Origin of the sequence: Mycolicibacter heraklionensis (genome assembly GCF_019645815.1) — a bacterium.
GTDB lineage: Bacteria > Actinomycetota > Actinomycetes > Mycobacteriales > Mycobacteriaceae > Mycobacterium > Mycobacterium heraklionense.
On sequence record NZ_CP080997.1, the window covers coordinates 4,591,187 to 4,610,260 of the forward strand.

Annotated in this window: 15 protein-coding genes; 9 read left to right on the forward strand and 6 right to left on the reverse strand. The window is 67.7% G+C overall.

The annotated features are described in order from the left end of the window. The 4 genes from K3U94_RS21680 to K3U94_RS21695 are packed head-to-tail and all read left to right on the forward strand — an operon-like array spanning position 1 to position 4,005. Positions 1 to 609 (forward strand): DUF4129 domain-containing protein, encoded by a 609-nt coding sequence (locus tag K3U94_RS21680; protein WP_220694981.1) that lies wholly within the window; start codon positions 1 to 3, stop codon positions 607 to 609. Beyond that, positions 606 to 1,715, forward strand: coding sequence for a DUF4350 domain-containing protein (locus tag K3U94_RS21685; RefSeq protein WP_220694982.1), 1,110 nt, complete (start codon positions 606 to 608; stop codon positions 1,713 to 1,715). The genes K3U94_RS21680 and K3U94_RS21685 overlap by 4 nt, the downstream gene beginning before the upstream one ends. After that, complete coding sequence (locus tag K3U94_RS21690; RefSeq protein WP_220694983.1) at positions 1,712 to 2,689, forward strand: AAA family ATPase; 978 nt, start codon at positions 1,712 to 1,714, stop codon at positions 2,687 to 2,689. The genes K3U94_RS21685 and K3U94_RS21690 overlap by 4 nt, the downstream gene beginning before the upstream one ends. Continuing rightward, positions 2,686 to 4,005 (forward strand): DUF58 domain-containing protein, encoded by a 1,320-nt coding sequence (locus K3U94_RS21695; RefSeq protein ID WP_220694984.1) that lies wholly within the window; start codon positions 2,686 to 2,688, stop codon positions 4,003 to 4,005. Before K3U94_RS21690 ends, K3U94_RS21695 begins: the two co-directional genes overlap by 4 nt. 79 nt (positions 4,006 to 4,084) lie before the next feature. Here K3U94_RS21695 and K3U94_RS21700 read toward each other — a convergent pair whose 3' ends face one another. Continuing rightward, positions 4,085 to 5,077, reverse strand: coding sequence for a stage II sporulation protein M (locus K3U94_RS21700; protein WP_220694985.1), 993 nt, complete (start codon positions 5,075 to 5,077; stop codon positions 4,085 to 4,087). Between the two features lie 24 nt (positions 5,078 to 5,101). On the opposite strand from K3U94_RS21700, the gene K3U94_RS21705 reads away from it, so the two are divergent. Beyond that, positions 5,102 to 5,932: an RDD family protein gene (locus tag K3U94_RS21705; protein ID WP_047319808.1), complete on the forward strand. Its 831-nt coding sequence runs from the start codon at positions 5,102 to 5,104 to the stop codon at positions 5,930 to 5,932. A gap of 99 nt (positions 5,933 to 6,031) precedes the next feature. Further along, positions 6,032 to 6,811, forward strand: a complete 780-nt coding sequence (locus K3U94_RS21710) for a PadR family transcriptional regulator (protein ID WP_220694986.1) — start codon at positions 6,032 to 6,034, stop codon at positions 6,809 to 6,811. 14 nt (positions 6,812 to 6,825) lie between these two features. Here K3U94_RS21710 and K3U94_RS21715 read toward each other — a convergent pair whose 3' ends face one another. Next, positions 6,826 to 7,554 carry an HNH endonuclease family protein gene (locus tag K3U94_RS21715; protein ID WP_220694987.1) on the reverse strand — a complete coding sequence of 243 codons (729 nt, stop codon included), beginning with the start codon at positions 7,552 to 7,554 and terminating at the stop codon, positions 6,826 to 6,828. Between the two features lie 2 nt (positions 7,555 to 7,556). Beyond that, positions 7,557 to 9,074 (reverse strand): glycerol kinase GlpK, encoded by a 1,518-nt coding sequence (glpK, locus tag K3U94_RS21720; protein ID WP_220694988.1) that lies wholly within the window; start codon positions 9,072 to 9,074, stop codon positions 7,557 to 7,559. 293 nt (positions 9,075 to 9,367) lie between these two features. Between glpK and K3U94_RS21725 the strand changes: the two genes are divergently transcribed. The 3 genes from K3U94_RS21725 (at position 9,368) to K3U94_RS21735 (ending at position 15,118) form a co-directional block, all read left to right on the forward strand. Then, positions 9,368 to 11,695: a DUF7159 family protein gene (locus K3U94_RS21725; protein ID WP_220694989.1), complete on the forward strand. Its 2,328-nt coding sequence runs from the start codon at positions 9,368 to 9,370 to the stop codon at positions 11,693 to 11,695. A 212-nt stretch (positions 11,696 to 11,907) separates the two neighbouring features. Beyond that, positions 11,908 to 14,775 (forward strand): AAA family ATPase, encoded by a 2,868-nt coding sequence (locus K3U94_RS21730; protein ID WP_230987281.1) that lies wholly within the window; start codon positions 11,908 to 11,910, stop codon positions 14,773 to 14,775. A 46-nt stretch (positions 14,776 to 14,821) separates the two neighbouring features. Further along, positions 14,822 to 15,118 (forward strand): hypothetical protein, encoded by a 297-nt coding sequence (locus K3U94_RS21735; RefSeq protein ID WP_131721504.1) that lies wholly within the window; start codon positions 14,822 to 14,824, stop codon positions 15,116 to 15,118. A gap of 21 nt (positions 15,119 to 15,139) precedes the next feature. Here the strand turns inward: K3U94_RS21735 and K3U94_RS21740 are convergent, their stop codons facing one another. The 3 genes from K3U94_RS21740 to istA form a co-directional block, all read right to left on the reverse strand. Continuing rightward, a complete protein-coding gene (locus tag K3U94_RS21740; protein ID WP_220694990.1) occupies positions 15,140 to 15,970 on the reverse strand; it encodes a hypothetical protein in 831 nt (276 codons plus the stop codon). A 355-nt stretch (positions 15,971 to 16,325) separates the two neighbouring features. Then, entirely contained in the window at positions 16,326 to 17,081 is a 756-nt protein-coding gene (gene istB, locus K3U94_RS21745) for an IS21-like element helper ATPase IstB (RefSeq protein WP_046301961.1), read from the reverse strand. A 58-nt stretch (positions 17,082 to 17,139) separates the two neighbouring features. Beyond that, positions 17,140 to 18,681 carry an IS21 family transposase gene (gene istA, locus K3U94_RS21750; RefSeq protein WP_047318348.1) on the reverse strand — a complete coding sequence of 514 codons (1,542 nt, stop codon included), beginning with the start codon at positions 18,679 to 18,681 and terminating at the stop codon, positions 17,140 to 17,142. Positions 18,682 to 19,074 lie beyond the last annotated feature (393 nt).

Sequence of the window (19,074 nt, forward strand, 5' to 3'; positions counted from 1 at the left end):
GTGCCCACCGTCGACATCGACCGCGAAGCCGCCCGCGAGGCGGCCGAACGCGAGCTGGCCAAACCGATGTACCCGCGGCCGTCGCCCAAGCAACAGTTCCTCGACTTCATCGAGACGCTGGTACGGCGGTTGGTGCTCAAAGGTTCGGAGTTGCCCGGCGGATGGTTCACCATCAGCGTGTTGCTGATCGTCCTTGCGGCGGCCGTGGTGGCCGCCGTGCACGTCAGCCGCCGGATGCTGCACGACGGCCACCGCGGCGACCCGTTATACGGCGCAACACAACTCAGCGCCGCCGAACACCGTGCCGCCGCGCAGCGCCACGCGGCATCGGGAGATTGGGGCGCGGCGATCCGGCACCGGCTGCGAGCAGTGGCTCGTCAACTCGAGGAGACCGGGGTCTTGCTTCCCGCCACGGGCCGTACCGCCACCGAGCTGGCCCGCGATGCCGGCGCGGCGCTGCCCGTCTTGGCCGGTGAACTGTTCAGGGCCGCCGAGACGTTCAACGATGTCAGCTACGGCGAGCTGCCCGCCACCCCGGAGGGATATCGGATCGTCTCGGAACTCGACGAGCGGGTGCGGGCCACGACGCAGGCTCGGCAGTACCGGTGACGGCCATCCGGCGAACGTGGCTGTGGGTCGCCGTGGCCCTGGCTGTGATCGTGGCGGTTTCGGCGGTGGGCGCCTACCTGACCACCCCACGACCGGGCGGCCGGATGGATCCGAATGCCACCGGACCCGAGGGCGCACACGCGCTCGTGGCGCTGCTGCGTCACCGCGGGGTCGAGGTCGTGCCCGCCGGCACCGTCGATGACGTGGCCCGCGAGGCGCGTCCCGACACCCTGGTTCTGGTGGCCCAGACCCCGCGCATCGCCGGCAGTGAGCTGATGAACCGGCTGGCCGGCCTGCCCGGCGACCTGCTGCTGGTGGCACCGGACGCCCTGGCCCGCAGGGCTCTGGCACCCCGGGTGCGGTCCGGCCCCGTACGCGCGTTCACCCGCCAGCCCGGCTGCGGCCTGCGCGAGGCCCAACGAGCCGGACCGGTCGACCTGCGCACCACCGCGACCTACGTTGTGACCCAAGGCCACTCCGCGGCCAGCTGCTACGACGGCGCCCTGGTGCGCTATCACGACGGCTCGCGCACCATCACCGTGATCGGCAGCGAGACCTTCATGACCAACGCCGACCTGGCCCGGGAGGGCAACGCCGCGCTGGCGATGAACCTCGCCGGGACTTCAGGACGCCTGATCTGGTATGCGCCCCAACATATTCAAGGCGCAAAGGCGGGAAAGGCAGCGATAGCCGGCCTGATCCCGCCGAACGTGCGATGGCTGTTCTGGCAGCTGTGTGTGGCGCTGGCACTGGCCGCGCTGTGGAAGGGCCGCCGGCTCGGCCCCCTGGTGGCCGAGCAATTGCCCGTCGTCGTCCGCGCATCGGAGACGGTCGAGGGCCTCGGCCGGCTCTACCGCTCCCACCGGGCCCGCGACAGAGCCGCCGCCGCCCTGCGCGCCGCGGCCCTGCGCCGACTGGCTCCACGCCTGGGGTTGGGCCCGGGACCGGAGCCGCCCGAGCTGGTCGCGGCAGTGTCGGCGCGGACTGGGGCACACCCGGACTGGTTGTGGCACTTGCTGTTCGGGACACCTCCGGACTCCGACGACGCCCTGGTCGCTCTGGCCGGTGCACTCGACGACATCGAAAGGCAGGTCACCCACTCGTGACTCACACTCCCGCAGAGAATCCGGCGGCGGCCGCAGCCCGTGACGCGTTGCTGGCGTTGCGCAACGAAGTCGCCAAGGTCGTGGTCGGCCAGGACGCGGTGGTCAGCGGCCTGGTGATCGCACTGTTGTGCCGCGGCCACGTGCTGCTCGAAGGTGTTCCGGGCGTTGCGAAAACACTGCTGGTCCGAACTCTGAGCGCCGCGTTGCGGCTGGACTTCAAACGGGTCCAGTTCACCCCCGACCTGATGCCCGGCGACATCACCGGCTCGCTGGTCTACGACACCCACACCGCGGAGTTCGTGTTCCGGCCGGGACCGGTCTTCACCAACCTGCTGCTGGCCGACGAGATCAATCGCACCCCACCCAAAACCCAGGCGGCGCTGCTGGAGGCGATGGAGGAAGGGCAGGTCAGCGTCGACGGCGCGGCCAAGCCGCTGCCCGACCCGTTCATCGTCGCCGCCACCGCCAACCCCATCGAGTACGAGGGCACCTACCGGCTGCCGGAGGCCCAGCTCGACCGGTTCCTGCTCAAGCTGACCGTGCCACTGCCGGTGCGCGAGGCCGAGATCGACATCTTGTCCCGGCATGCCCACGGCTTCGACCCGCACGACCTGTCCGCGGTGGCCGAGGTGGCCGGTGCGCAGGAGTTGGCCGCCGGCCGCGCCGCGGTGCGCCAGGTGCTGGTGGCCGATCAGGTACTGGGTTACATCGTCGACGTGGTCGCGGCGACCCGGCGCTCGCCTGCCCTGCAACTGGGTGTCTCGCCCCGTGGCGCGACCGCGTTGCTGGCCACGTCGCGGTCGTGGGCGTGGCTGTCCGGGCGCAATTACGTCACGCCTGACGACGTCAAGGCGATGGCCCGCTCCACGCTGCGGCACCGGGTGATGTTGCGCCCGGAGGCCGACCTCGAAGGTGCTACCGCCGACGGGGTTCTCGACAGCATCTTGGCCTCGGTTCCGGTGCCGCGCTGGTGATTCTGACGGGTCGCGCCGCACTGATCGCACTGCTCTGCGCCGTGCCGGTCACGCTGGCCCCCTGGCCGGCGGCGGCGTTCGCGGTGCTGCTGGCCGGGCTCATCCTGGCGGTGGTGCTCGACGTCGCGTTGACGACAGATCCCGCGACGCTGCGCATCGAGCGGTCCATGGACACCGCGGTACGGCTCGGCCAGACGTTGACGACCACGTTGTGGATCGGCAACGGCGGCAGACGATTCCGCGGGCAGCTTCGTGACGCCTGGCCGCCCAGCGCCTGCGCCGCACCGCGCTCCCATCCGCTGGAGTTGGCGGCCGGCCAGCAATCCCGGGTGGTCACCGAGCTACGGCCGATCCGCCGCGGCGACCAGCGGGCCGCCCGGGTCACCGTGCGCTCGATCGGGCCGCTGGGGCTGGCCGGGCGGCAGCGATCCAGACAGGTGCCCGGGCACGTGCGGGTACTCCCGCCGTTCTTGTCCCGCCGGCACCTGCCGGCACGCCTGGCCCGACTGCGGGAGGTCGACGGGAATCTTCCGGCGCTGGTGCGCGGTCAGGGCAGCGAGTTCGACTCGCTGCGCGAATACGTCGTCGGCGATGATGTGCGCTCGATCGACTGGCGGGCCACCGCGCGGCGTTCCGAGGTGGTGGTGCGGACTTGGCGGCCCGAGCGTGACCGGCGGGTGGTCATCGTGCTCGACACCGGCCGCACCGCGGCCGGCCGGATCGGGATCGACCCCACCGCACGTGACCCCGCAGGCTGGCCCCGGCTGGATTGGTCGATGGATGCCGCACTATTGCTGGCGGCGTTGGCATTACGCGCCGGCGACCACGTCGATCTGCTCGCCCATGACCAGGTGGCCCGGGCCGGGGTGTTCGGGGCGTCGCGGACCCGGCTGTTCGCTCAGCTGGTGGACGCGATGGCGCCGCTGCAGCCGGCGCTGGTCGAGTCCGACGCCGCGGCGATGGTGGCCACCTTGTCCCGGCGGGCACGCCGACAGAACCTGGTGGTGCTGTTGACCGATCTCAACGCCTCCGCCCTGGAGGAAGGCCTGCTGCCGGTGTTGCCGAAACTGACTGCAGAACACCAGGTGATCCTGGCCGCAGTCGCCGATCCGCGGGTGGAACGACTGGCACACGGACGCGGCGACGCGGCCGTGGTCTACGACGCGGGCGCCGCCGAGCGGGCCCGCAATGACCGCCGCGCGATGGCGGCCCGGTTGCGACGCAGCGGCGTGCAGGTGATCGACGCCCCACCCGAGGACCTGGCGCCGGCACTGGCCGACGCCTATCTGGCGATGAAGGCCGCCGGACGGCTCTGACCCCGGCCGCGAGCGTGCACGGAATGTCACGACTAGCGGCGTGGCGCCGTGCAGACACGCGCGCTCGCGCAGTACGGGGCTAACCGGTGGGGATGACGTCGGGGGCATCGGCGATGTCACCGGTCTCGTCGGCGGCCACCGCCTTGCGCCCGAAGTGCACCACATAGGCCAGAAACGCCGCCTCGACCACGACGCCGATGCCGATCCGCAGCCAGGTCGGCAGGGACGACGGGGTCACCATCGCCTCGAGCAGCCCGGCCACGGCGAGCACCACGACCAACCCCACGGCCACCGCGACGACGGCCCGGCCCTGTTCGGCGAGCGCCTGTCCGCGGGGCCGATCCCCTGGTGCGATCACCGTCCAGCCCAGTCGCATGCCCACCGCGCCGGCCAGGAACACCGCCGTCAACTCCAGCAGTCCGTGCGGGGCAAGCAGTCCCAGCATGAAACCGCCCCGGCCGGCGTGGAACATCAGCCCGAGACCCAATCCGAGGTTGGCCGCGTTGGAGAACAACAGCGCCGGGATCGGCAGGCCCAGCAGCACCGAGAACGCAATGGCGCGGGCGGCCACCCAGGCGTTGTTCACCCAGACCTGCAGGGCGAACGACCCGGCCGGGTGATCGCTGTAGTAGGCGGCGAAGTCGTGGTTGACCAGCCGGTCGATCTCCGCGGGGGTGCCGATCACCGCCTGCACATCGGGGTTGCCGGCCACCCAGCAGGCGATGACCGCCGACACCGCCAGGAACACCACGGCGGTGCCCAGCCACCACCGCCAGGCCCGGTAGGCGACTACCGGAAACGACACCGTCACGAACCGGACGAACTCCGAGGCCAACGGCGCATGGGCGCCGGTGACGGCGGCACGCGCCCGTGCCACCAGGGCGGAAAGTCGGCCGATGAGCGCCGCATCCGACGACGACGAGCGCACCACCGACAGGTGAGTGGACACCCGCTGATACAGGTCCACCAATTCGTCGATCTCAGCGCCGGTGAGCCGTCGCCGGTTCTTGACCAGTGACTCCAGCCGCTCCCAGGTCGGTCGGTGGGTCAGCACGAAGGCGTCGACATCCACGTCGCCGAGCGTAGCGTCTGAGCTATGCCCAACCGCAGCCCCGAGCTGGTGACCGGCGACGCCGTCGTCCTCGACATCGCGATCGCGCAGCTGCCGGTGCGCGCGGTGAGCGCGCTGATCGACATCACCGTCGTAATGGTCGGTTACCTGTGCGCGATCGTGCTGTGGGCCACCACTCTCGGCCGGTTCGACGACGCGTTGACCACGGCAATCATGATCATCTTCGCCGTGCTGCTGCTGGTCGGCTACCCGGTCACCATGGAGACGCTCACCCGGGGCCGGTCGCTGGGCAAGATGGCGATGGGACTGCGGGTGGTTTCCGATGACGGCGGCCCGGAACGCTTCCGGCAGGCACTCTTTCGGGCGCTGGCCTCGGTTATCGAAATCTGGGGCCTGACCGGCAGCCCAGCGGTGATCTGCAGCCTGCTGTCACCGCGCGGAAAACGCCTGGGCGACATCTTCGCCGGCACGGTGGTGATCAGCGAACGCGCGCCGGCTTTGACTCCGCCGCCCATGATGCCGCCCGGGCTGGCCTGGTGGGCGTCGAGCTTGCAGTTGTCGGGCCTACGCGCCGAGTCCGCGGAGCTGGCAAGGCAATTCCTGGCCCGAGCCGCACAGCTCGACCCGCACACCCGGCAGATGATGGCCTACCGGATCTCCGGTGACGTGCTGGCGCACATCTCACCGCCACCGCCCCCGGATGCCCCACCCGAACTGGTGTTGGCCGCGGTGCTGGCCGAACGGCATCAACGCGAGCTGGCGCGGTTTCAGGCCGTGCCGCCCGGACCGTATTTCCCGCCGCCTCCGGCGCCGTGGCCGCCACCGAATGCGGGCGGGTTCTTCCCCCCGGGCTGAACCCTCCGCGCAACACGGTGTTGCATTCCGATAGTTCCCGATATATCGTCAACGTATCGGGAGTGAAAGACGCTCCCCATCGAGAGCAATGAGGTACGCATGAACATCCCCTTCGGTCCGCCCGGCGGACCCTTCACAGAAGATGCCGAACACCCCGTCGGTTTCGGTTTCGGCCCGGCGACGCCGCATCAGCGCCGCGCCGCCCACATCGCGCGCCGGCAGGCCCGGCGCGAGTTTCGCAGGCAGCTGCGCGACCACGCCGCCGACCATTGCGCCCCATTCGGCTTCGGTGCCGGCCACGAGGCCACCGGACCCGGGTTCGGCCCGGATTTCCGGCACGGATTCGGTCCGGGGTTCGGACCTGGTTTCGGCCCTGGCGGCCCCGGCTTCGGCTTCGGCTTCGGTCCGGGCGGGCACCGTGGGCACCGGCGCGGCAATCGCGGCCGGCGCGGCGACGTGCGGCTCGCCATCCTGGCCCTGCTGGCCGAGGGCCCGATGCACGGCTACGAGATCATTCAGCAGATCGCCGAACGCAGCCAACAACTGTGGCGTCCCAGCCCCGGATCGGTCTACCCGACCTTGCAGATGCTGGTCGATGAGGGACTGATCACCGCCAGCGAAACAGACGGCAAGAAGCGCCTTTTCGAATTGACCGAAGAAGGCCGTGGCGTCGCCGAGACGATCGAGACCCCGCCGTGGGAGCAGATCACCGACGGCGCCGACCCGGGGCAGCTCAACCTGCGCACCGCGACGGGTCAGCTGTTCGGCGCGGTCGCGCAGGCCGGCCAGGCCGCCACGCCCGAACAGCAGCAGCGCATCGTCGACATCATCAACAGCGCCCGCAAGGAAATCTACGGGATCCTCGGCGAGACCGAGTAAGGGTCAGGTACGGGTCAACAGTGCCGAAGGACCCGATGCATCGCGGTCTTCTCGTTGGATGAAACCCACAGTCCGTAGGCGGTTTTGACCGCGATCTGACGGGCGACGAATTCGCATTCGAACGCGGCGTTCGCCGGCAGCCAGCCGGCGGCGTCGCGGAATGCTTTGTCAAAGTTGGCTTGTGCGCTGACCGCGAGCAGGTTGCGCGGATCGTTGGCGAAATCGCGGCGACGCCGATCGTCCCAGGACCGCGCTCCCTTGTACCAGGCATCGGCCAACGACACGAGATGGTCGACCTGCACGGCTTCGGATGTCTCCGGTCCACGGACGAACGTGATGGTCTCCCCGGAGTACGGGTCGTGCAGCACGCCGCGCTGCACCAGGCAGGTGCCCCGCCGAAGTTCGATCTGGGCCAGGTCGCGACGCAGGATGTCGTCGCGGGTGTTGCAGCCGTTGTGGCCGAATTCGACATCGACATCGTCGCTCCACCGCTCACCGAACCGGTAGCGCTTGAAATCCTGCTCGCGGTCCCAGCCCTTGACCGGGAGCGCTTCGAGCATGCGGCGGGCATCGTCATAACCAGGGTCGAGCGGCGCCGCGCCGGGCGTCGGCGGCGCCGGAGTCGGCGAGGGACCCGACGGCTGCGAAAACCGACCGTCGTACTGCCACCACGCCCAGCCGACGGCCGCCACCACGACCAGCGCAACCAGCGCCCCGGGCAACACCCGTCTGCGTGCGGCCATTCTCAGGGCAGCTCGACCCAGTCCAGCGTGCGCTGCACGGCCTTTCGCCACCCGGCATAGCCTTCGGCCCGCTGCTCATCCGACCAGTTCGGGGTCCAGCGCTTGTCTTCGCGCCAATTGGCACGAAGATCGTCGGGCCCCTTCCAGAACCCGACCCCCAGTCCGGCCGCATACGCCGCCCCGAGAGCGGTGGTTTCGGCCACCACCGGCTTGACCACGTCGACGCCGAGCACGTCGGCCTGGATCTGCATACACAGGGCGTTGGCGGTGATACCGCCGTCGACCTTCAGAACCTCAAGGTGCACACCGGAATCGGCTTCCATCGCCTCGGCCACATCTCGGCTCTGGTAGCAGATCGCCTCCAAGGTGGCCCGGGCCAGATGTGCGTTGGTGTTGAAGCGGGACAACCCCACGATCGCGCCGCGCGCATCCGAACGCCAGTAGGGCGCGAACAAACCGGAGAACGCCGGCACGAAGTACATCCCGCCGTTGTCGGAGACCTGGCGGGCCAGGCTCTCGACCTGCGTGGCGCCGCTGATGATGCCCAGCTGGTCGCGCAACCACTGCACCGCGGAACCGGTGACCGCGATCGAGCCCTCCAGCGCATACACCGGCTTGGCATCGCCGAACTGGTAGCAGACCGTGGTCAACAATCCGTTGTTGGAGCGGACGATCTGCTCACCGGTGTTGAGCAGCAAGAAGTTTCCGGTGCCGTAGGTGTTCTTCGCCTCGCCCGCCGACAAACACACCTGGCCGACCATCGCGCTCTGCTGGTCGCCCAGGATGCCGGCGATCGGCACCTCGCCGCGCAACGGCCCGGTACTCGTGGTGACCGCATGCCGGCGTCGCGTCGACGACGGCGTGATGCGCGGCAGCATTGCCCGCGGGATCGAGAACAACGCCAGAAGTTCGTCGTCCCAGTCCAGGGTCTCGAGGTTCATCAGCATGGTGCGGCTGGCATTGGTGACGTCGGTCAGGTGCACGCCGCCGCGTGGCCCGCCGGTCAGGTTCCACAGCACCCAGCTGTCGCAGGTGCCGAACAGCGCGTCGCCGCGCTCGGCGTCGGCGCGCACACCCTCGACGTTGTCCAGAATCCACTGCAGCTTGCCGCCGGAGAAATAGGTGGCCGGCGGCAAGCCCGCCTTGCGCCGGATCACCTCACCGTGGCCGTCGCGCTCCAGGGCCGCCGCGATGGCGTCGGTTCGGGTGTCCTGCCAGACGATCGCATTGTGGTAGGGCTGGCCGGTCTTGCGGTTCCACACCACCGTCGTTTCGCGCTGGTTGGCGATGCCCAGCGCCGCCAGGTCGGAAGCGTGGAGCTTGGTGGTGTTGAGCGCTGAGACCAGCACGGCCGCGGTGTGGTTCCACAATTCGAACGGATCGTGTTCCACCCAGCCGGCTCGCGGCAGGATCTGTTCGTGTTCGAGCTGATGGCGGCCCACCTCCGCACCGTCATGGTCGAAGATGATGCAGCGAGTGCTGGTGGTGCCCTGGTCGATCGACGCGACGAAATCGGCCAAGTCTGACTCCTGTCCATACCGGTGCCGGTCGGTGCCGCGTCCATCATGGCCCACCTGGTCCGATCGGGGTGGCGCTACACGGCGGATCCGACGCCCCGAACGGGTCAGTCCACAAAATTAGACATTCTTCACGAAGCCATCAGACGCTATTCATTCACTCGGGCGCATATTTCGATGTATTGCGAGTAGATCTCGTGATGGTGAACAAACGGTGTCGGAACGCCGCCGATGTCTTTGCCCCCACAAGCCGCCGTGGCCGACCGCGTGCAGGTCAGAACTGAATCGGAGGAGCAATGGACGTCGTCCTCGGTGTGGCACTTGCGTCGAGCGCACCCACCACCATCCACACCGTGCTGGTCTGCGGAGAACGCGGGGACGGCGTCACGCTGGAAGAGCGCAGCATTGACGTGCCGACCGACGACTCCGTCGAGTTCGCCGCCGTCGACGCGTTGATCGCGGCGATCCTGCGGGCCCGCGACGCCGCGGACTCAGCGGGTCTGCACCTGGTCTCGACCGGAGTGACGGTGACGGATCCCCTCGACGCGGCGGCAGTGAGTTCACGGCTTTCCAGCGGCGCCCTCGAGGGCCTGGAAAACGTCGCCCTTGTCTCTCCGGTGCTCGCGGCGGCAAGCCTGGCCCACAACCTGGGGCAGACGGTCGGCTGCGACCAGATGGGGCTGCTGTCCGTCGAGTCGGCGACCGCGACGCTGGCCATGGTGGACTGCACCGACGGCACCGTCACCCGGATCTTTCGTCAAGCCCTCGATAACGGCGACGCCACCGCCGCGGTCGACACCGTCGCCGATCGGCTCAACGCCGCCGAGACGTCTCCGGACGGACTGTTCCTGATCTGCTCCGAGGGCGATTCGACCGCGCTGCGGCCGCGGCTGGAGGCGACGGTCGACCCCGAGGTGTGTGAGCCCGCGGAGCCGCACGCCGCCCTGGCCCGCGGTGCGGCACTGGCGTCTGCCCGCCTGGTCGGCGTCGACGCGGAGTCCGCCGCGCTGGCCTATACGCAAGAACCCGCATCCGGCGCTTTAGGCCCCTGCTACTACGACATCCCCGGCTTCGACCCCGGTCTCGGAGCCGACGATCTGGCCTACAGCGCGGTGCCCGACGACGAGGCCGAAGCAGCCACCGAGATCTTCGCCCCGGTGGGTCAGCCGCCCCGGCGCCCGTTGCTGGTGGCCGGTGCGGCGCTGGCGTCGGCCACCTTCGCTGCGGCCTCGGCGCTGATGGTGGCCATGACGCTGGACATCACCCCCAACCTGGTCGCGTTGCGTCCGGAATTGGGGCGAGCGCTGACCATCCCCCACCGGGCTCCCAACCTTCAGGTGCCCGCCACGGAGCCGTCCGGGGGACAACCGCCGGTGATGGGGCAGGTACCTGCGGACTCGATACCGCTGCCGCCGTTGAACCTCCCCTCGGCGCCCGATCTCCCGGCGGCGGTGCCGGTAGGAGCCCCGGCGCCCGCTCTGCCGGCACCGGTGCCGCTGGCGGCCGGGGCAGGCACTGGGCCACTGTTTGTTCCCGCCCCGGTCTTCGGCCCGCCGTTGCCCCTGCAACCCCCGGCGGCGCACGCCCCATCGCCCTTCGTCGTGGCGCCGCTTCCGCGGCCGGCCCCACACCGGCCCGTCCTTGCGGGGTTGCCTGATCTGTCATTCCTGTTGGGGTTGCCCGGGAAGAAGCCGGCGGCCCCTGCTCCGCCGGTGGTCAAGCCTCAACCGCCCGACGTCAAGCCCGACCCTCCCGTGGTCAATCCGAAGCCGCCGGTCGAGCTCCCCAATCCCCCGGTCGTGAAACCCATTCCGCCGATCGTCAAGCCGCACCCGCCGGTCGAGCTCCCCGATCCCCCGGTCGTCAAGCCCAATCCCCCGGTGATCAAACCCATTCCGCCGGTGATCAAGCCGAATCCCCCAGTGGTCAAACCAGATCCCCCGGTGATCAAGCCCAATCCCCCGGTCGTCAAACCTGACCTCCCGGTGATCAACCCGAACCCCCCGGTGGTGAAAGTGCCGGATCCACCGGTTCAGGTCCCGGAACTTCCCGCCGTCAACCCCAACCCGGGCATTCAGCTGCCTGAGCTGCCGGTCAAGGTTCCCGACGCACCCGCAGTCAACCCCAACCCGGGAATCCAACTGCCGAATCTGCCGATCCAGCTGCCGAATTCAGGCCCTCCGGCCGGACTTCCGGTTCCCCAGGCGCCGGTCATGCCGTCACTACCCGCACCCCAGGCGCCCCCGCTGCCGGCGTTCACCGCACCCCAGGCGCCGTCCCTGCCGGCGTTCACCCCACCCCAAGCGCCCTCGCTCCCATCGCTCCCGGCGCCCCAGGCACCGTCGCTGCCCTCGCTGCCCGCACCGAGCGCCCCCTCCATGCCCAACCTCGGTGGCGGCATGTTCGGCGGCGGCGGCAAGCCCGGCGGCATCTTCGGCGGCGGAGGTAACCCCGGCGGAGGACTGTTCGGCGGGGGCGGCAAGCCCGGCGGTGGCCTGTTCGGTGGAGGCGGCGGCGGTGGGCTGTTCGGCGGCGGAGGACACCGCGGTGGCGGCGGACTCTTCGGCGGCGGAGGCGGCGGCGGATTGTTCGGCGGCGGCGGCAAGGGCCTGTTCGGCCACTAGCGTGTGAAGTCGGCTCACCCGCTGTCCCAACACCGCTCCACTGCGTTGCCAGTCGGAGTTCGTCGGTTATCGGACCTACTGCCCACGACGCCCTATAATCCCAGGCAAATGGCCTGATTGTCAGCTTCATCCGGCTATCCGCACAGATCGCTGGATGTTTGCTGAGAGAAAGTCGCGCAAAGTACCATCTAGCCCGTGCATCTTCGGCGGGAATGCCGGAACAGGCAGCGCCACGATGCGGCGCCGCCGAAGCGTCGCGCGATGAGTCCGGTGCGCCGGCGACCCATCACCACTTGAGCCGCGGCCCGGCAATGGCAAAACGAATCGTCAGTCGGCGAGCCGAAGATCACGCGCTGGTCGAATTCCTCGACACGGCGCTTCGCCGGCCATGCGCTCTGATCATTGAGGGCGACCCGGGTATCGGTAAGACGACGCTGTGGCTGGATGCTGCGGCCCGTGCCCGTGAGCGTGGATTCCGGGTACTCACCACCCGGGCGGCTGCGGCCGAATCGGTGCTGGCCTATACGGCGCTTTCCGATCTGCTCAATGACGTCGACGACGCGATCTGGGCGGACCTTCCCGCACCGCAGCAGCAGGGCTTGGACGCGGCGCTGTTACGCAACCGCCGCGGCGCGCGCAAGGCCGACACGCGGGCGGTAGCAGCGGCTTTCGTCGCAGTTATCGGCCGGCTCGTTGAGCAAGGCCCGGTGCTGATCGCCATCGATGACCTTCAGTGGCTCGACACCTCCAGCGCCAATGTTGTGGCGTCCGCAGCGCGAAGGCTTCCTGAGGGCGCAGCGCTGGTCTGCACCACGCGCACCTCGGATGTGACATCACGGCTACAGCTCCCCAGACCCAATGATGTGTACCGCATTCGCATGCACCCGTTGACGGTTGGAGAATTACAGCAGGTTATCGCGCATCGGCTCGGCGTCAGGGCCGACCGTCCCACGCTGCTTCGGATTCACGCGATCGCCGGTGGAAATCCATTTTTCGCATTGGAACTGGCCCGCGAAATCGGCACCAAGCGCACTGGTGCGTTGGCCTTGCCCAGCAGCCTCAGCGATCTGGTCAACGCGCGGGTGGGCCGCCTCGGCACCGATGTTGAGGACGCACTGCTCGCGATAGCCAGCCTGCCTGATCCGACCGTACAGGTGGTGGCCCAGGCTGTCCATACCACACCCGGCCGTCTTGTCGAGTCGCTCGCAGATGCCGAAACCCAAGCGGTGGTGGCCATCGAGGGAAACCGAATCCAGTTCACCCACCCCATCCTGGCGCACGGCGTCTACAGTGGTGCCACATCGCGGCGCCGACGCGAAATGCACAGCCGCCTAGCTGAATTGGTCGCTGAGCCCGAACTTCGTGCGCGCCACCTCGCATTGGCCGACCCAACCGGCGAACCGCAAACCCTGGACGCTCTCGACGATGCTGCCGAGATCGCACACACCAGGGGCGCTCCCGCCGCTGCGGCCGAACTGCTGGAGCTGGCGATCGGCCTGGGCGGGGACATACCTGAGCGTCGAATCCGTTCTGCCCATTACTATTTCTTGGCCGGCGATCGGCAGAGCGCCCGTCAGCTGCTGGAGGCGAACCTCGAACGACTGTCACCCGGAAATCTGCGCGCGGAAGCCTTGAGCCAGCTGGCGATTATTCGCCTCTACGACGACGGTTTTGTAGAGGCCACCGATTTGTTGCAGCGCGCACTCGATGAGGTTGGCGACAGGATCGATCTTCGAGTCCAGGTATCGGTGACGTTGTCGTATGCGCTTTTCAACGCGGGCCGACTGCACGAGGCTGTGCTGGCTGCCGAAGACGCCGTGGCCCATGCCGAGCAGCTCGGGGAACCGCACGCTCTGAGCCAAGCGCTGAGCATGCGCACCCTGATGCACTTTCTTCGCGGCGACGGCTTCGACGATGCCACGATGGCAAGGGCACTGGCGTTGGTCGGTGGCCAGCCCCATGCGCTGATGCCGTTGCGGCCGCGGGTGCAGAACTCACTGCTGTTGGCGTTCACCGGTCAGCTCGAACTCGCTCGCGCGCAGCTGCTGTCCATCAGACGGCAAGCCATTGAGAACGGCGAAGATGACGAACTCATCTTCGTCGCCTTCCACAGCTTCCTGGTCGACTTCTGGCTCGGAAACATCGCAGAGGCTGCTCAGCTCGCAGAGCAGACCACAGAAATAGCACTGCAACTGGGCAGCGAACTTTCGCATATCGCGGCGCTCACCGCGCGCGCGTGGCTGGACGTCTATGCCGGCCGAGAGTCTGAGGCCAGACAAGGCGTCGCGGACGCGCTGGCATCCAGCCATTCCAGCGGGACATACCGGGTGCTTCAGTGGACTATCACCGCATTGGGCTTCTTAGAGGTATCGCTGGGCAAATACGAAGCGGCGCTTGACACTCTGAAACCACTATTGGCGGTGTTCGCAGAGTCTCCGCATTCAACCGAGATCGTCGGTGCTCTCTTCCTGCCTGACGCGGCAGAGGCGCTGATCCGGCTAGGTCGCCTCGATGACGCCGAGCCGTTGATCGACGCGTTGGAACGCAACGGCCATCGCCTCGATCGCGCCTGGATGCTGGCCGTGGGACTGCGTTGCCGAGCGATGCTGTTGGCCGCACGCGGTGACCGTGGCGCAGCCATCGCAGCAGTCGAGCTCGCCATGACCGAACACCACCGCCTGCCAATGCCCTTTGAAATGGCCCGCACCCAGCTGCTGCTCGGCCAGCTACAGCGTCGCCTGCGCCAACGCGACACGAGCACAGCAACATTGCAGGAAGCCCAGCAGACTTTCGAGCGACTCGGCGCGAACCTGTGGAACGATCGCGCCAAGGCCGAGCTGGCCAGGGGCAGGCCCGGCGGACGCCGCACCACCGCTGGACTCAGCGATTCCGAAGAACGCGTTGCCGAACTCGCCGTGGCCGGGATGACCAACCGCGAAATAGCCGCTGCCATGTTCATCAGCCCCAAGACCGTCGAGGTCAACCTCAGCCGGATCTACCACAAACTGGCCATCCGCTCGCGCGCCGAGCTCTACCAGGCACTCACATGTACGGACGCGGACCCAGTACCCAAAGAGTAGGTAAAACCCTGATGCCAGTCAGCACGCGTCCCGATAGCTTATGGTGATGGGCATCAACGAGGTTGGTCCACAGCGCTTCCTCGTGGAGTGGTACGGACCCCGAGCGCCTGCGTGTCCCATCAACGAGACGGCCGGGCGCCTCAACGACGGCGCGGCATCCATCGCGGCCCACGGCGAGACCATGCGAGTCCTGATGGTGCTGGCGGTTCCGGCGGACGATTACACGTTCGGCATCTTCATAGCTGAGTCGGCGGGAGCCGTCGCGCAGGTATGCGTCGAAGCGGGCGCACCTGCGGAACGCATCAGTGCTGCGATCGGCTGGCCGGGGACACTTGACTGTTGATCGGTCACCCAGGCCGGGCGGTCAGAAGGGCCTAACCGCCTGATCGGTTACCGACATTCCATGGCCAGTGCGATCATTGGTGAACGTCGTGCCGACTGGGCTGGCGATGATCGTCCAGCCCTGGGCGCTATAGGTCTGACTCTCCAGGGCGACGCGGCCCGCAAGTGCGCCGAGATCGGCGTCGACCCAATTGAATTGACCGTTCGCATTCACGCTGACAGTGTGGAATGGTCGCCCGTCGGGCTTGTTGGGCCAGTTGTCCGCTGAGGTTTGGCAGGCAACCAGCTCACTCGCGATCGAACAGCCGGTTGATCCCGATATCGTTTCGACTCTTACATATCCCTGGTCGTTCGGCGTGAGCGGGATCGCCGGTGGCGGCGGCGACTCGGACATCGAGACCAGAACGAACTCCCGTGGCGTGGTGTCGGCCGTGACCATCACCCACAAGACCGCTGCTGCGATGAGGCTGACGGCCGTCGCTACGTCGATCGCCGTATAGACGCCGCGTACTCCTAACCGACGCATATGTCGACCTTGGGGTCGCAGGTATTCGCGGGCGGCGCCGGCGGACGTGTCGTCGTCGACGGATTGCTGGTGGTAGATGGCGGTGACGTTGTTCGAGTCGGCGTGGTAATGGTCGTCGGCGGCGCAGTCCGAATCGGCGTCGTAATCGTCGTCGGCGGCGCAGTCCGAATCGGCGTAGTTCCCCCAGGCCCGGGCGGACGCGATGGCTTCGGAGAGTTGGGCGGTGGCGGAGCGCCAGGAGTTTGCAGGGGCGACCCGGTCGGCGGCACCTTTGAGGCCGGGATTCCGCCGGTCGGGCCGGTCCCCGCGGCGGCGTTCTGTCCCCACGTCTCCTTGCGCCGGTCCGGAGTGACACACACACCGTCACCCTCGAATGCCTCGCGCCACACGTATCCGGGCTTGCAGGTGAGGGGGCCATAGGCGCCGCCATTGGGCTCGCGGAGGTTGGCCGCATTGGCGTTCTCCTGCGCTACTTCGTCAGCAACTTGCTTGGTAACACACACTTGATCGCCCGGGCGCGCATTGCGTGGGACAAGGCCTTGCGGACATCCATCATTCGCGTACGCCGCCATGGGCCCGGGGACGATTGTCGACGGTCACGTAATTCCCCAGGGGTAGTCGTCACGTAATTCCCCAGGTTGGGAGCTGCTGGTGGTGAGGGTAGCGGGGTTGGCGGTCGGTGTCAGGTGGTGGTGACTCCGGGGCGCTTGCGGGGCCGGTAGGAGGGGCCGTCCATGAGGACTTGGTGGCTGGTGTTGATCAGCCGGTCGAGCAGTGATTCGGCGACGACGGGGTTGGGGAACAGCGGGTACCAATCCTTGGGGGCGCGGTTGCTGGTCAGGATCAGCGGCTTGGCGGCGATGGCGCGGTCGGAGACCAGGTCGTAGAGGTCGTCGCTTTGGGTGGGGGTGTGCTCGCGCATGGCGAAGTCGTCGACGATGAGGACCAGGGGGCGGGTGTATTCGCGCATGCGTTGGCCGATGGTGCGGTCAGCGTGACCGCCGGCGAGGTCGGCGAGCATTCGGGAGCATTTGACGAAGCGGATGTCGCCGCCGCGTCGAGCTACTTGGTGTCCGAGTGCTTGTGCTACATGGGTTTTGCCGACTCCGACGGGTCCGTAGAGGATCACCGATTCGCCGGCGTCGAGCCAGCGCAGTGCGGCCAGATCGCGCAGCATCGCGGCGGGCAACTTGGGGCTGACGGCGAAGTCGAAGTCCTCGAAGGTGTTGGCTTGTTCGAAGCGGGCGCGCCGTATTCGCCGTGCCAGGGCGGCGGTCTCGCGGCGGGCGATTTCGTCTTCGCAGAGCACCTGCAGGAATTCCAGGTGGCCGAGTTTCCCGTCGCGGGTTTGGGCCAGGCGGGCATCGAGGGTGTCGAGCATGCCGGTCAGTTTGAGAGTCTTGAGTGCGGCACGAAGGCTGGGGTCGTGAATGGTCATGACGGTAGTCCTTTGTTGAATCGAGTTGGCGCAGAGCAGGATTAGCGGCTAGTAAGCGTCAGGCGGTACGTTCGGTGTCAAAGGCGGCGGGGCCGCGCAGCAACGCCGGCACTGCCGGGGTGGTAGGCCGCGGCGATTCCTCGCCGTATTCGGTACCGGCGGCCAGGATCCCCTTGACGGTGCGGTAGCCCGGATCGTCGATCGCCAGTGCGCGAGCACACGCCGCGTCCAGGCGGGCGTCACCGTATTTGTCGCGTAGCCGGATGATCCCCTGGATGGCCCTCAGTCGGTGGATGGCGTTGACCGCCGACAGTTCGGCGACGATCGCGACGGCACCAGGTCCGATCTGCTCGGCTTGGGTGCGACACCACGTCACGTTGCGCAGGGTATGGGCGATCTTGTTCGGCGGGTAGTGCTCGTAGTTGGTCGATCGGCCCGACAGATGCAGCACATGGGTCGCCACAACCGCATCGCTGTGGAAGATCTGCACCACATCACCTGCAGTGCGCACCAGCAGTTTCTGGCCCATCAACCGCCACGGTGCTGAGTAGAACGCTTTGCCCGACTTGACATGACAGTCCGGTGCCAGGGTGCCAACCGTGTAGGTCACGGACTCAAATCGACGCTGCGGCAACGGCATCAGTGCATCGCGTTCCACCGCGGTGAACACCGATGCTGGCCTCTGACCGTCCAGGCCGCGGTGCTTGTGGACGCCATAGACGTCGGTGGACCACCGCAGCGCCTCGGCCTGCATCTGCTCCAGGCTGGTGAACTCCCGCCCGGCGAAGAACGAATCCCGAATGTAGGGCATCGGCCGCTCAATGCGAGGCTTGTCTTTAGGCTTTCGTGCCCGCGCGGGGTCGATCAGGGTGCCGTAGAACGCGGCGAGCTCGGCGTAGGCCGGGTTGATCTGTGGGTCATACAGATCCGCCCGCAGCACCCCGGTTTTCAGGTTGTCGCAGACCAACCGCGCTGGAACACCATCAAAGAACTCGAATGCCGCCACGTGCGAGGCGTTCCACGAGTGCTGATCCATCCGCAGCACCGGCTGGACGAACAGGGCCCGTGAGCACGCCAGGATCATCGCGAACGCCCACACCGCCACCCGACGCCCCGCCTCCGGGTCGAACCACATGCCGAGCCTGCCGTAGTCGATCTGGGCTTCACTGCCGGGTTCGACAGCGCCCCGCGGTACAGTGGCCTTGCCTTCGAGGCGTTGTTCAGCGAAAGCTGTTGTGATGTAACGCCGCACCGTCGACTCCGACACATCGACGTGATAGTCGTCGCGTAGCCGTTGGGCGATGGTGGCCACCGTCACTGGCGCCGCAAGCTGATCTTTGATCCACTGATGGTGCACCGCGATCAGCGGCCAGGTCAGTGCCCGTGCGGTCGGGTCGACCAGCTCAGGGAACCACCGCGCGATCCGCGCCCGCCACAGCTCCTCGTCGAACGACCCATCAGGCGCTGGCATCAGCCCCTCGGCCAGCGCCGGGGTCAAATACTTGCGGATCGTCTTGCGGTCGATGCCCAGTGCCTCATGAATCTGCACCTGGGATCGGCCGGCGTTCCAGTGTCGGAACATCTCCACGAAGTCGGTCACGGTCCACGCTCTCCTTGCCACCTCAGGCCCCTTCCAGGCCCCCGGAGCGGGGCACCTGAACGGAGCGAACCTGAGCAGCACCCCAACCCCACCCGACACACCCCGGGGTGGGGAATTACGTGACGGCAGGTGGGGAATTACGTGACGGACAACCCCTCAAACCTGGGGAAATACGTGACCGCTGACACGATTTCCGTTGCGGCAATCAGCAGACAACACAACAGGAACACCGACAGACGCATGTCACCCGTTTTCGCATGACTCGTGAGCGGTCGGAATCCTCCGGATTTAAGAGTGCATATAGGCACGACGTTCTCTTCCCGTCGAACGCTGAATGTGTTGAGACGTACAACGCTACGGAGCAACGCCTCCGCGACGCATCAGGAGTTTCAC

Excerpts from the sequence above, each read along its gene's own strand:
- K3U94_RS21705 (WP_047319808.1), top strand. The coding sequence starts at position 5,102 with ATGCCCAACCGCAGCCCCGAGCTGGTGACCGGCGACGCCGTCGTCCTC.
- K3U94_RS21710 (WP_220694986.1), top strand. The coding sequence starts at position 6,032 with ATGAACATCCCCTTCGGTCCGCCCGGCGGACCCTTCACAGAAGATGCC.
- K3U94_RS21715 (WP_220694987.1), bottom strand. The coding sequence starts at position 7,554 with ATGGCCGCACGCAGACGGGTGTTGCCCGGGGCGCTGGTTGCGCTGGTC.
- K3U94_RS21725 (WP_220694989.1), top strand. The coding sequence starts at position 9,368 with ATGGACGTCGTCCTCGGTGTGGCACTTGCGTCGAGCGCACCCACCACC.
- K3U94_RS21730 (WP_230987281.1), top strand. The coding sequence starts at position 11,908 with ATGCCGGAACAGGCAGCGCCACGATGCGGCGCCGCCGAAGCGTCGCGC.
- K3U94_RS21735 (WP_131721504.1), top strand. The coding sequence starts at position 14,822 with ATGGGCATCAACGAGGTTGGTCCACAGCGCTTCCTCGTGGAGTGGTAC.
- istB (WP_046301961.1), bottom strand. The coding sequence starts at position 17,081 with ATGACCATTCACGACCCCAGCCTTCGTGCCGCACTCAAGACTCTCAAA.